Genomic DNA, 13,089 nt, shown 5'->3' with positions numbered 1-13,089 from the left:
TATTACAATCACGACCGCATCAAGATGAAACTAAAAGGGCTGAGTCCTGTGCAATACAGAACCCAGCCCTTGGCTACCTAACAAACTTAACCGTCCAACTTTACGGGGTCAGTTCATGCGGGTCGCCGTTTTTCATTGCGCCGCCGGCTTTCCCCTTGCAGGGCGGTACAATACGGCCAGGGCCGATGGCCACCTCAATCAAATTACAGAAAAATCCCATGTCCAGCATCTCCACCACCTCGCCCCTCTCTGACGACGAATACGCCGAACTCGACACCCTGCTGGCCGCGCCTGCGCTGGAAAACCGCGCCATGGACGTGTCGATGCTGGAAGGTTTGCTGACGGCCGTCGCCCTGAGCCCGAAACAGATCACGCCTGAACAATGGTTGCCCTGGGTATGGGACAAGGCGGCGGGCAGCGCCGCGCACGCGCCGGACGAGGCCAGCGAACGGGCAACCAGCCTGGCGCTGCGCCACCACGCTTACATGGTCGAATGGCTGGCGAAGGACCCGGACAGCTTCGAACCCATCTACGTCTGCGGTCCCGAATGGAGCGTGCCCGCCTGGTGTGCAGGCTTCCTGCTTGGCACCAGTCTGGACAAGCCCCAGTGGGCGGCCCTGGCCGTCAGCCACCCGCAATACCTGACGCCGTTCCAGCATTTGGCCGCTGCCAGCGAGCTTGACGACGATGTAGCCGAAACGGCCATGGATGGCGTGATTCCTTCCGTCATCGCCATCAACGCCGCCTGGGCGCGCCAGCGCCACCTGAAAAGCCAGGCACACAGCCAGCCCGGCGCCACCGTGCTACGCGACGTGCCGAAGACGGGCCGCAACGACCCGTGCCACTGCGGCAGCGGCAAGAAGTATAAAAAATGCTGTGCCGACGCCGATAGCGCGGCCAGCTAAGGACGCATCTCCTTGCGCCAGTTGCTGACGGCCCTGCTGCGCTTTCTGCTGCGCCACGCGCTGCAGTTTGCACTGTTCATCGTCATCCTGCTGGCCGGACGCCTGCTGCTGGCCGAATGGCGCGCCTACAGCGCCGGCAGCGAGGCCGTGACCACCCTGCGCCAGGCTTCCAGCAACGCCGGCAACCATGGCGCAGGCCTGGCCGATGCCGCCACGGTCCGCGTCAACGCCTTGCAACACGCCTCGCAAACCGCCATCGCCACCCGCCTGCAAGAAGCACAGGCGCAGCTGCACCAGCTGCGCGCGCGGCAGCAACCGTCGCTGTTTACCCTCCCCCTGCCCGACACGAACACCCTGGCCCTGCACGCGCAGGACGAAGCGGCGCGCCGCGTGGAAATCGAAGTGCTGACGCAGGAAGCCCGTTATCTGAGCGCCCTGCACGCGGCGATCAGCGGTGAAGATGCGCGGCAGACCCTGGCGCGCCTGCACGCAGCACACGTCAGCGCGTATGGCGCGCTGCAGCACAACCTGCGCCAGCGCCGGGAACTGGAAGCGCAGCACCCGCTGGCGGCCCGCTTGCCCGGCAGCGACGCTTACGCGCAGTTGTCGCGCCTCGAAGCCGAGGGCCAGCGCTTGCGCGAGGTCAACCTGCAAGCGTATCGCGCCTGGCTGGCGCAGCGCGCACGCACCAGCGATGCGGCCCGCCCCATGCCATTCGCCATTGACACCAGCGCGCTGGCCGGCGCACTGGCGCCCTTGCAGACGGCCATCTCCATGAGCGAAGCGCTGCTGGCGCGCAACTGGATCGCCCGCTGGCGCGCGCCCGTGCTGGACGTGGCGCCCACGGCCGCACTGCTGGTGCTGTCGGCCATCCTGCTGCCAGTCGCCATCAAGGCCTTCTTTTACTTCGTGCTGGCGCCATTGGCTGCGCGCCTGAAACCATTGTCCATCGGGCACGCGCTGAACGTGACAGCCACTACTCTCCCCCTGCCGCCCGATGGCCAGTCCCGCATTTCCGCCGTCTCGCAGGCGCTGCAACTGCAGCCTGGCCAGCTAATGCTGATCCACCCCACATACCTGCAATCGTCGCCCGTCAGCAGCACCAAGCGCACGCAATGGCTGCTGGACTGGCGCTTCCCGTTCACCAGTCTGGCCGCCGGCATGGTGGCGCTGACCCGTTTGCACAGCGACGCGACGGCATCCGTCACGATCTCCGCCAGCGACGACCCGCTGCTGGAAATCGCCATCGTCCACCTGCCAGCCGGCAGCGCATTGGTATTCCAGCCACGGGGGCTGGTGGGATTGATCTGCAATTCTGGCCAGCCGCTGGCGATAGCGAGCCACTGGCGCCTGGGCAGCCTGCACGCCTGGCTCACCTTGCAGCTGCGCTTCATCGTCTTTCGCGGCCCCGTCACCCTGATCGTGCGAGGCTGCCGCGGCGTGCGGATGGAGCGGGCCGGCCAGGGCCGCAGTATCAGCCAGTCCGCCACCCTGGGTTTTAGCACCGACGTGCTGTATTCGACCCTGCGCAGCGAAACCTTCATCCCCTACCTGCGCGGCCAGCAGGCGCTGCTCAACGACCGCTTCGACGGCGGCAACGGCGTCTACCTGTACGAAGAAACCCCGCGCCACGGCAAACAGCCGGGCAAGGTGGGCAGCTGGTTCGAGGGTTTCACGGACGCCCTATTGAAAGTGTTCGGCATCTAGCCGGAGAGACCCTATGAACGATTTCCTGTTTGCCGATTTTCTCGAGGACCTGGCCGTGTATGCGGCGGTAGAGGCCTACTGGCAGGCACGCCTGGCCTTCCTCGACGGCCAATGCGCGCCGTATCTGCGCACCGCGTTTGCCAACGGCCAGCCGTTTTATGACGGCAATCCCATCGTCAATCTGGCGGACCGGAACGCTGGCAAGGCGGCGCGCATCGTGCAGGAATGCCCGCTGGAGTTCGGCCCCTGCTACACAAGCTTCGAGCAAGCCATCGAACTGGCCGACGGCGATAGGCACCGCCCGGCGCAGGAAAAGGTCATCGTGCTGACCTTGACGCAGGCAACGGCGCAACGCGCCGAGGATGAACTGCGCGCCTGGTTCATGCCACGCTAAGGGCAGCAGCATCCGGCACAAAATCGGGTTGCAGCAATCCATACACATGCAGGTCGACAAACACGCCGTTTAACCATTCCGCCTGCCGCAACACGCCTTCGTGCGCAAATCCCAGCCGCCCGGCCAGCGCCATGCTGGCGTAATTGCCGGCCGCGCACTGCAACTCGATGCGGTGCAAGTGCAGCGCGCCAAACGCATGCGCCAGGACGGCGCCTACCGCTGCGCTGGCGATGCCCCGGCCCTGGAACTGGCGTCCGACGTAATAGCCGATGCTGGCCTTGTGGTCCGCTGTATCGATCTCTTTCAGGCGGATGCTGCCGCATAAGGCTGTGCCGGAAAAAATATGCCATTCCAGTATGTCACCGCTGGCGGCGCGCGCGGCAGCGGCGCACAGATACGCCCGGGCATCATCGACGCACGCCAGTTGCACCACGGCGGGCAGGAAAGGCTGCAGATGCTCAAGGTTATTCCCTACCAGTTCAGCAAGGGCTTCGGCGTGTTGCGCCAGGATTGGAACAATAGAGATATCAGGAAATGTTGAAAGATTCATGCGCATCAAACTCTGGCGGGCCGGAAAGTTAAAGGACAAACACGTAGTGTGACCGTTACGCTGCAATCGAATGCGACACCGTCAGCCACTCGCCCGGCTGCAGCTTGGCCGCCGCCTCGCGGGTGGCCAGCACGCTGTCGGGGTCCAGGTCGGACCGGTTCAGCTTGTAGGAATAGGCAAAATCATCAACATCGAATGCCTGCCCTGCCTTGACGTAATACTTGAAACCGACAAAGGAGTCGGGATTGGTGACGACCGTGTATTCAAGCGTGACGCTGTTCATGGCGGGCCCCGTCAACGATGGTGAAGTAGTCATTATGCGTCAATTCTGGCGGCAGCGATGCGGCGGATGACCCTTGCGGCAAGTCAATGGCCCTGCCGGCTGCCAGCGCTACAGTAGCCTGAGCCGACCACCACGCCTTGACTGTCCATTACTGCCATGCACACCTTGCTCATGAAGATCAGGAACACACTGGCGCCGCAAGCGGCCCTGCCGGCGGCGGCGCGCATGGAGAGGCTGTCGGACAGGCGCGGCCTGCCCGCCGTCGACCCCGGACCGCAAGCCGTCGTCAAGGCTTGCACCGCCTGGCTATGCGCGGCGCAAGACCATTCCACCTCGGACGACGGCGGCGTCGCGCGCGACTACAGCCTGCTGACAGGCTGGTCGAGCTCCTACCCGGAGACCACCGGCTACATCATCCCCACCATGATCGCCCTGGCGCAGCGTACGGAAGACGATGCGCTGCACGGGAGGGCGCGCCGCATGCTCGACTGGTGCGTGGCCATCCAGTTCCCGCAAGGCGGTTTCCAGGGCGGAAAGATCGATTCGACGCCGCGCGTGCCCGTCACCTTCAATACGGGCCAGATCCTGCTTGGCCTGGCCGCCGGGGTGCAAGCGTACGGCGCGCCCTACCAGGATGCCATGCACCGCGCGGCAAGCTGGCTGCGCGACAGCCAGGATGCCGATGGCTGCTGGCGCAGGCATCCGACGCCGTTCGCCAGCGCCGGCGACAAGGCCTACGAAACGCATGTGGCCTGGGGCCTGTTCGAAGCGGACCGCATCGCGCCGGGCCACGGCTATGGCGTGGCCGGCTTGCGCCAGGTCGATTGGGCATTGAGCAAACAGCGCTCCAACGGCTGGTTCGCCTCCAACTGCCTGGACAACCCGCTCCTGCCTTTGACCCACACCATCGGCTACGCCTTGCGCGGCCTGCTCGAAGCGCACCGCTTTTCGGCACGTGCCGACTTGCTGGAGGCCGCCGCGCGCACCGGCACGGGCATCGCCAAGGCCGTGGCGGCCGATGGCTACCTGGCGGGCCGCCTCGGCCCGGACTTCCAACCCGGAGCCGATTACGCCTGCCTCACGGGCTCCGCGCAAAACGCGCATTGCCTGTTCCTGCTGTACCAGCTCACGGGCGAGCGGCACTACCTCGACGCGGCACGTCGCCTGAACCGTTACGTGCGGCGTTCGGTCAGCATCGACGGTCCCGCGCACGTGCGCGGCGGCGTCAAGGGCTCGTTTCCCGTCGATGGCGACTACGGCACCTGGGCTTACCTGAACTGGGCCGCCAAATTCTGCATCGATGCGAACCTGCTGGAACTGGCGCTGGAACCGCATTTGGAACGGAAAGCCGGCGATGCTTGAACCGGTCCAACGCACCGCCAGGGCCGCGCTGGAAGCGTGGCGACGCGCCGCCAGCGCCCGGCACGTGCGCCACAGCGCACCCCACGTGACGCGCGCCGCCATGGCAGCCGGCCTGGCGCGGCTGGGCATCGCGCAGGGAGATACCTTGTTCGTGCATTCTTCGCTGAAAAGCCTGGGCTACGTGGAAGGCGGCGCGCTGGCGGTGATACGCGCCCTGCAGGATGCCGTCGGCCCGCAAGGCACCCTGCTGCTGCCCACCTACTATCTGCCCGGCGGCACGGTGCGCGCCACCTGCGCGATGCCAGACTATGTGTTCGACCCGCGCCGCCACGGCACGCACATGGGACGCCTGCCGGAAGCCTTCCTCGCCAGCGCCGGTGTCCGGCGCAGCATCCACCCCACCCATTCCGTTTCCGCGTGGGGCCGCCATGCCGCCGATCTCACCGAGGCGCATCACCGCGCGCCCTCGATCTTCGGCATGGACTCGCCCTGGCAGAGGTTTATCGGCTGCGAGCACGCGAAGGTGCTGGGTCTCGGCATCTCCATGGGGCCGGTGACGTTCTATCACGCGCTGGAAGACGCCATGGGCGACGCCTTTCCCGTGCCCGTGTGGGAAGACCGGACCGCGCTGCTGGCCTGCCTGGACCACGCCGGCCAGCGCTGGGAAGTGCCCGTGCGCCCTTTCGATCCGGCAGTCGCGCAGCGCCGCATCGACCATCCCAGTCGTGGCGACCTGCGCGAGTACTTTCACCGGGAATTTGACGCCGCCGGCCTGCGCGTCAACGGACAGGTCGGCGATGCGGCGTCGTGGGCCATTCCGGCACAGGCATTTTTCGGGCACCTGCGCCAGCTGGCGTCCGAGCACGTGACGATCTACGCCAGCGCGGCGCAGCTGGCGGCGCGGCCTGTATCGCATCCATCGCCGTAATGCACACCTATAAAAAAAGCCGCCCGTATCGTCATGACACGGGCGGCTTTCACTGGATTGGCTAAAGCGTCAAGCCTGCGGGCTGCCCGCTTTTTTCTCTCTTGCGACGATATACAGCAGCACGATGATGACCGCATACGGCAGCAGGGACAGCGCATCCGAGTGCAGGCCCGCGTAGAACGGGTTGCCGTGTTCGGCCCAGTCGGCCATCATCTGGTCGAAGTGCGTCAGCACGCCGGCCGTAATCGCAATGATGATGCCGGCCAGCGCGCCGCCGGCGATGTAGCCGGAAGCCAGCAACACGCCCGAGCTGCGGTCACCCGCCAGCTGGCGCTCTTCTTCATTGAGCTTGGCGTTGTGTTCCAGCTTGTTGTTGCGGCGGTCCGCCAGCCAGCGCACCAGGCCACCGACGAAGATCGGCAAGGTGGACGACAGCGGCAGGTACACGCCCACGGAAAACGCCAGCGACGGGATGCCGGCCATTTCCAGCACCACGGCGATCATCACGCCAAACAGCACCAGGGTCCACGGCAGTTGCTGGTCGAGGATGCCCTTGATGATGTAGGACATCAGCACGGCTTTCGGTGCATCGTATTTCTTCACTTCCGAACCGTCGGGACGCTTGCTGTAATGGCCATTGATGCCAGGATCGACCAGGTAAGCCAGCTGGCCATCTTCCTTGACAAAATATTTGCCGGCCGGGCCGCCCACGGTGTCCGTCTTTTGCCAGACTTTATACGTATTGTGGTCGGTGTCGGCTTGCGGGCCATGCAGCTCGCCCATCACGGTCAGCTTCGACGCATCTACCGTCAGGCCAGGTGCCACTTGCGCGGCCGGCACGTAGACGGTGCTCGCTTCGTTCAGTTTCAGCAGAATCGGTCCGAGTATCAGCGCCGACGACAGCGCACCGGCAAGAATCGCATACTGCTGCAGGCGCGGCGTGGCGCCCACCAGGTAGCCGGTTTTCAAGTCCTGCGAGGTGGTGCCGGCATTGCTGGCGGCGATGCACACGATGGCGCCCACCGACAGGGCCGTCACATAGTAACGCCCGCCCGTCCAGCCCATGATCAGGAAGATCAGGCAAGTGAACAGCAAGGTGGCCACGGCCATGCCGGAGATCGGATTCGACGAGGAACCGATTTCGCCCGTCAGGCGCGACGACACGGTGGCGAACAGAAAGCCGAAGACGAGGATCAGCAGCGCACCGAGGAAATTCATGTGCAGCGGCGTGGCGAAGGTGATCACGGCGATGATGGACAGGCAGCCGATGATGACCCATTTCAGGGGAATATCCTGCTCGGTGCGCAAAGTGGAATTGCTCTTGACGCCCTTGCCGATGCCTTTCAGGCCAGCCGACAGGCTGCGCCAGATCATGGGCATGGCGCGCACCAGCGAAATCAGGCCGCCGGCGGCCACGGCGCCTGCGCCGATGTACAGCACGTAGGCGCTGCGCACGTCGTCGGCGCCCATTTCGCTGATCAACCTGGTACCGGGCGAGAGCACGGTGGTGAGGCTGTCGCCGAAGAACTTGATCATCGGGATCAGCAGCAGGTAGGACAGCACGCCGCCGGCCGCCATGGTGGCGGCGATGCGCGGGCCGATGATATAGCCCACGCCCAGCAATTCAGGGGAAATCTCGGCACCGATGGAGCCGCCCTTCAGCGGCGCGGCAAATTCCACGCCCGGCGTGTCCTTCCAGCCCTTGAACGAGATATTGAACACTTTATACAGCAAGCCGACGGCGAAACCGCCGAAGATGATCTTGGCGCGGCGCTTGGCGTCCAGCGCGGCAGCCGAGTCTTTCTCGATGCTTTCGCCGGCGGCGATGCGCGATTCTTCCGTGGCGGCCGCCTTCAGCACTTCGGCGCAAGCCGTGCCTTCGGGGAATTTGAGTTCCTTGTGCTGGTCGACGATCATGGTGCGGCGCATGGGGATCATCATCAGGATACCCAGCAAGCCACCGAGGATGCCGACCAGCATGACACGCGAGATTTCCAGGTCGAAGCCGAGGATCAGGATGGCGGGCATGGTCACGCCCAGGCCGAAGGCCAGCGATTCGCCGGCCGAACCGGCCGTTTGCGTGATACTGTTTTCCAGGATCGACGAATCCTTGCCGCCCACCTTCTTGGCCAGGCCGAACAGGGTGATGGCGATCACGGCGACGGGAATCGAGGCGCTGACGGTCAGGCCCACTTTCAGCACCAGGTACAGCGAGGAGGCGCCAAAGACCATCCCCAGGATGACGCCCATGAACAGCGCGCGGAAGGTCATCTCGGGCAGCTTCGCATCGGCCGGAATATACGGCTTCACGGCGCTCGGCATTGCATCTTTTGCCATAAATAAATCCTTAATTTTATAAAATAAACAGCCCGGATTTAAGTAATCCTCGGGAAATTAGTGTGAATTTATGACAAACAGAACCGGATGCTATGCAAGGCGCTCGCTGCGACGCAGTGCGAGCACTGCTAGCAGTGAGCAACGCCGCAGAGCGCCGGTTATGGAAGTCAGAAATCACAATAATTTATTGGGGGTTACTTAGGCCCGGGCTATTTGCTTGAAGCCGAGACTATCGCACAGCCACGTTTCGATGAAAAGGTTTTTTGCTCCCGCTCCCGGCGCCCCGTCCGCGCCGGAGCGGCTGGCGCATTGGTCTATAATCGCTGCCACCGTGCCTTGCACGCTACTGTGAGACTGCCTTGACTGCCAAACGATCCGGATTCCCCTGGCCTTCCCGCCGCGCCATCGTGCGCGGCTTCATCCTCGCCGGCTGCGCCGCGCTGGCCGCTGCCGTGCTGCTGGCCGCCTACCTGTTCCTGTACGTGCGCCCGCGCCTTCCCGAGCTGGGCGTCATCACGGACTACCAGCCGAAGATACCGCTGCGCGTGTACACGGCCGACAATGTGCTGATCGGCGAATTCGGCGAGGAGCACCGCGACTTCGTGCCGATTGCGCAAGTGCCGGAAATGATGAAAAAAGCCTTGCTGGCGATCGAGGACGGCCGCTTCTACGAACACCACGGCATCGACTTCGTGCGCGCCGGCGGCGCCGTGCTGTCGAACCTGCGCCACGGTTTCGGCCACGGCGGCGGTTCCACCATCACCATGCAGGTGGCACGCAATTTCTTCCTGACGCGCGAAAAAGTCGCCTCGCGCAAGCTCAATGAAATCATGCTGGCCCTGAAGATCGAAGCGGCCCTGTCGAAAGAGCAGATTCTCGAGCTGTACATGAACCAGATGTACCTGGGCCAGCGCTCGTTCGGCTTCGGCAGCGCGGCGCAGACCTACTTCGGCAAACCTTTGTCGGAACTGTCGATCGCGGAAATGGCCATGCTGGCCGGGCTGCCGCAAAATCCGTCGCGCCACAACCCGATCAGCAATCCGAAAAAGGCGCACGCGCGCCAGCAGCTGGTGCTGAAACGCATGCGCGAACTCGATTACATCAGCGAAGGCCAGTACCAGCAGGCGCTGGCGCAGCCACTGCATATCAATACCCGCGGCAAGCAGGGTTTTGACACGCACGCCGAATACGTGGCCGAACTGGCGCGCCAGGCCGTCTACGCCCAGTTCAAGGAAGACAGCTACACCAAGGGCATCAGCGTCTATACGACCATCCTGAAAGCGGACCAGGATGCGGCCTACGCCTCGACGCGCCGCAACGTCATCGCCTACGACCAGCGCCACGGCTACCGCGGCCCGGAAACCTTCATCGACATGCCGATCGACCCCGAACAGCGCGACGATGCCATCGACGCTGCACTGCAAAAACGCCCGGACAGCGACGGCCTGATCGCCGCCGTCGTCACGCAAGTCGCCAGCGGCAAGGTGGTGGCCGACACGGGCGATGGCGACGCCAAGGCCATCACGGGCGAGGGCTTGCGCTTTGCCGCCCCTGCGCTGTCCGCCAAGGCGAGCGCCGGCATCAAGCTGCGCCCGGGCGCCGTGATCCGCATCGCCAAGGATGGCAAGGGCAACTGGGCCATCACGCAAGTGCCGCTGGTGGCCGCCGCCTTCGTCTCGCTGGACGCGGAAACGGGCGCCTACCACGCCATGGTGGGCGGCTTCGACTACAACCTGCAAAAATTCAACCACGTCACGCAGGCCTGGCGCCAGCCTGGTTCGGCCATGAAGCCCTTCGTGTATTCGGCGGCGCTGGAAAAAGGCTTTTCGCCAGCTACCCTGATCAACGACGTGCCGCTGGAAATGCAGGCGGGCGGCAAGGTATGGGCGCCGCAGAATGATGACTTCAAGTTCGACGGCCCCATCACCATGCGCTATGCGCTGGCGCAATCGAAGAACGTGGCCTCGGTGCGCATCTTGCGCGCGCTGGGCGTCTCCTATACGCACGACTTCATGGAAAAATTCGGTTTCGACCCGGCCCGCCAGCCCAGCAATCTCACCATGGCTCTGGGCACGGGTTCCGTCACGCCCGTGCAGATGGCGGGCGCCTACGCCCTGTTCGCCAATGGCGGCCACCAGGTGGAACCGTATCTGATCGACCGCATCGTCGACGCCAAGGGCACGGTGCTGATGCAGACCAAGCCGCCCGCGCCTAACGATGACAAGACCCTGGCGCTGGACCCGCGCAACGCCTTCGTGATGGACAGCATGCTGCGCGAAGTAGCGCGCACCGGCACGGGCGCGGCGGCGACGAAAAAACTGGGACGCAGCGACATCGCCGGCAAGACGGGTACCACCAGCGACGCCGTCGACGGCTGGTTCGCCGGCTACGGCGGCGGCATCGTGGCCGTGGCGTGGATGGGCTATGACGAACCGAAATCGCTGGGCGGACGCGAATTCGGTTCGACCCTTGCCATGCCGATCTGGATCGACTACATGCGCACCGCGCTTTCCACGCGCCCGCAAGTGACGCGCGCCGTGCCGGCAGGCCTGAGCCAGGTCGATGGCGAGTGGCTGTACGATGAATTCATCGACATGAACGGGATCAAGACGCTGGATATGGACGTGGAGACGCCGACGGACCCGGCGGCGCTGCCGGAGACGCTGCCTGTCGAGACGAACTGAGGCCGTCTTACATGCCGCGCGTGTTTGTGAGCCTGCTATGCTTCGGTTTGTCCGGCGAAGGCATTGAGGAGGCGATTTACGACATCCAGGCCATTCGCGCCGTCGTCGGCATCGACGCGGGCCGCGAGTCGGCACTGGACGCGATTACGTTGCCCAAGTTTCGCCACCTCCTCGAGTCGAAGGAGCTGAGGCACCGGAACCTCGACACAATCAACGGCCACTTAGCCGAAAAGGGGCCTGACGATGCGCGAGCGGACCATCGTCGACGCGACGCTGATCGTCGCGCCACCATCGACAAAACAAGTCAGCAAGCGCCATCTGGAGATGCACCAATCGAAGATGTGACGCAAGCGCATGCGCTCCTGCACGGCGACGAGACCGCCGTGCTCGCCGCCGCCGGCTCTCAAGTCGCCGAAAAGCGCCCCTGAATTCCAGGCAAATCCGTGACCTTGCATGTGACCATGAAGAAAAATGCTACCGCCACTAGTATGCGCTGTCCGGTATCGTAACGGAGAAGCAGCTACCAACTCCCGGAGTGCTGACCAGCACTATCGTCCCTCGCATGGCGGTACTGACCAGGTTGTATGTAGTATGCAAGCCAAGGCCGCTGCCCCCCTGACCTAGTTGCGTAGTGAAGAACGGATCGAATACACGGCTTTGGTCCGCTGCCGATATGCCAACGCCATCGTCACTAACTGTCAATTCGATGCAGCGTGCATCCGTCATGCGGGCAGCGACCGTGACATTGCCCGGGGCACGACCAACGAACGCGTGACGTGCAGCATTTTCCAGCAATTCTACAAGCACATCGGCAAAAGCGCCCAGATAGCCGGTCATCGAAAGGTCTTCGTTGACGTTGTTGACGAGACGCAAACCTGGCACGGCGGCGGCCACGGTCTCGACAGTATGACGCAGGTTGAAGTGGCTCGGCGTCATATCAGTCGGATCCACGGAAATCCGTTTGAAGCTGGCTACCAGCTGCGACGCCCGCTCTAGATTACGCGTCAGCAGGAAGGTACCGTCATGCATAGCCTCACAAAAGCTGCTGAGATCAGTACGCGTCAGGCCTGTCGCCATCTTGTCGCGAAAAGCCAATGCCTGATCTTGGATTGTGCTGGCCACCAGTATGCTGTTACCGATAGGCGTGCCAAGCTCGTGCGCCACGCCGGCCACCAGCGCACCCAGGGCCGCATTCTTGGCCGATTTCAACAGCTCTGATTGCATCGCCGTCAGCGTGGCAAGTGCCAGATTGAGTTTTTCATTTGACCGCTGCAGTTGCTCGGCATCGCTGTGTTGGCGGGCAATGGCGGCGGTCAGCTCGATATTACTTCGCTTAAGCTGCTCTTGCTGCTCTATGAGCTGTTGCTGCTGCTCCATTAATTCTAAATCGCGCTCGATACTCTTTTTTATTTCCCACATCAGCTCGACGTACTTTTCATGGTAGGTACGAGTTTTGTTATCGAGGACGCAAATAGTGCCGAACACGTTCTGGTTCGGCCCAAGCAAAGGTACGCCTAGATACGAAATCATGTCCAACGCGACGTCGGGATTATCCTTCCAGTGAATATCGTCTAACGCATTGGGCACGTACAACAAGGCGCGAGTTTCCATCACCGTCTCACAATACAGGCCCGTGTTGAGCACGGCCATCTCGTTGGCGTGGTATGGATTGCCTACCCTTTGGGCGGCCACCAGCACTTCAATCTGCCCCGGCTGCACGCGCATGATCAGGCCAGCTGGCACCTCAAATACTTCGGCCATGACATCGACGGTATGCTGCCAGTTGTCCAGCACATATTCGGGAATCGTGGATGCCGGCTCAGGCATGGGATAGTCCTTTCGTTTTGGGGCAACGGCTCGCTAAGCAAGGTAGAGAATTGACGTCCCCTACCAGACAAGTCTACAGTTGACGGTACAACATAACCATTCCCGCTGCAAG

At 63.3% G+C, this 13,089-nt stretch carries 11 protein-coding genes and 1 pseudogene; 8 read left to right on the top strand and 4 right to left on the bottom strand.

Going from position 1 to position 13,089, the window contains the following annotated elements:
* The 4 genes from ACQ4WN_RS21360 to ACQ4WN_RS21345 all read left to right on the top strand — a co-directional run.
* Window positions 1-81 (top strand): IS3 family transposase (locus tag ACQ4WN_RS21360; protein ID WP_436553328.1); only part of this gene is annotated, 81 nt, incomplete at its 5' end.
* A gap of 137 nt (window positions 82-218) precedes the next feature.
* The gene (locus ACQ4WN_RS21355) at window positions 219-905 is read left to right on the top strand and encodes a UPF0149 family protein (RefSeq protein ID WP_436553326.1); all 687 of its coding nucleotides are present in this window, start codon (window positions 219-221) and stop codon (window positions 903-905) included.
* A gap of 12 nt (window positions 906-917) precedes the next feature.
* Entirely contained in the window at window positions 918-2,612 is a 1,695-nt protein-coding gene (locus tag ACQ4WN_RS21350; RefSeq protein WP_436553325.1) for a hypothetical protein, read from the top strand.
* A gap of 13 nt (window positions 2,613-2,625) precedes the next feature.
* The gene (locus ACQ4WN_RS21345) at window positions 2,626-3,006 is read left to right on the top strand and encodes a hypothetical protein (protein WP_436553324.1); all 381 of its coding nucleotides are present in this window, start codon (window positions 2,626-2,628) and stop codon (window positions 3,004-3,006) included.
* Here the strand turns inward: ACQ4WN_RS21345 and ACQ4WN_RS21340 are convergent.
* Window positions 2,993-3,556 (bottom strand): GNAT family N-acetyltransferase, encoded by a 564-nt coding sequence (locus ACQ4WN_RS21340; protein WP_436553323.1) that lies wholly within the window; start codon window positions 3,554-3,556, stop codon window positions 2,993-2,995. The two genes, ACQ4WN_RS21345 and ACQ4WN_RS21340, sit on opposite strands and share 14 nt — an antisense overlap.
* A 55-nt stretch (window positions 3,557-3,611) precedes the next feature.
* Window positions 3,612-3,872, bottom strand: coding sequence for a hypothetical protein (locus ACQ4WN_RS21335; protein ID WP_436553322.1), 261 nt, complete (start codon window positions 3,870-3,872; stop codon window positions 3,612-3,614).
* 138 nt (window positions 3,873-4,010) lie between these two features.
* Here ACQ4WN_RS21335 and ACQ4WN_RS21330 point away from each other — a divergent pair, with 138 nt between their 5' ends.
* Window positions 4,011-5,201, top strand: coding sequence for a prenyltransferase/squalene oxidase repeat-containing protein (locus ACQ4WN_RS21330; RefSeq protein ID WP_436553321.1), 1,191 nt, complete (start codon window positions 4,011-4,013; stop codon window positions 5,199-5,201).
* Window positions 5,194-6,129: an AAC(3) family N-acetyltransferase gene (locus ACQ4WN_RS21325; RefSeq protein WP_436553320.1), complete on the top strand. Its 936-nt coding sequence runs from the start codon at window positions 5,194-5,196 to the stop codon at window positions 6,127-6,129. Before ACQ4WN_RS21330 ends, ACQ4WN_RS21325 begins: the two co-directional genes overlap by 8 nt.
* Before the next feature lie 69 nt (window positions 6,130-6,198).
* On the opposite strand, the gene ACQ4WN_RS21320 is transcribed toward ACQ4WN_RS21325, so the two are convergent.
* Window positions 6,199-8,466, bottom strand: coding sequence for an OPT family oligopeptide transporter (locus ACQ4WN_RS21320; protein WP_436553319.1), 2,268 nt, complete (start codon window positions 8,464-8,466; stop codon window positions 6,199-6,201).
* A 359-nt stretch (window positions 8,467-8,825) separates the two neighbouring features.
* Between ACQ4WN_RS21320 and ACQ4WN_RS21315 the strand changes: the two genes are divergently transcribed.
* Both ACQ4WN_RS21315 and ACQ4WN_RS21310 read left to right on the top strand, forming a co-directional pair.
* A complete protein-coding gene (locus tag ACQ4WN_RS21315; protein ID WP_436553318.1) occupies window positions 8,826-11,150 on the top strand; it encodes a penicillin-binding protein 1A in 2,325 nt (774 codons plus the stop codon).
* Window positions 11,151-11,155: 5 nt separating this feature from the next.
* Window positions 11,156-11,489 (top strand): annotated as a pseudogene (locus tag ACQ4WN_RS21310) (IS5/IS1182 family transposase); the annotation flags it as partial.
* A 144-nt stretch (window positions 11,490-11,633) separates the two neighbouring features.
* On the opposite strand, the gene ACQ4WN_RS21305 reads toward ACQ4WN_RS21310, so the two are convergent.
* The gene (locus ACQ4WN_RS21305) at window positions 11,634-12,977 is read right to left on the bottom strand and encodes an ATP-binding protein (protein ID WP_436553317.1); all 1,344 of its coding nucleotides are present in this window, start codon (window positions 12,975-12,977) and stop codon (window positions 11,634-11,636) included.
* Window positions 12,978-13,089 lie beyond the last annotated feature (112 nt).

Source organism: Janthinobacterium pasteuri (genome assembly GCF_051380775.1).
GTDB lineage: Bacteria > Pseudomonadota > Gammaproteobacteria > Burkholderiales > Burkholderiaceae_D > Janthinobacterium.
Note: the sequence above shows the minus strand (reverse complement) of the source record. Positions and strands in the feature narration are given on the sequence as shown.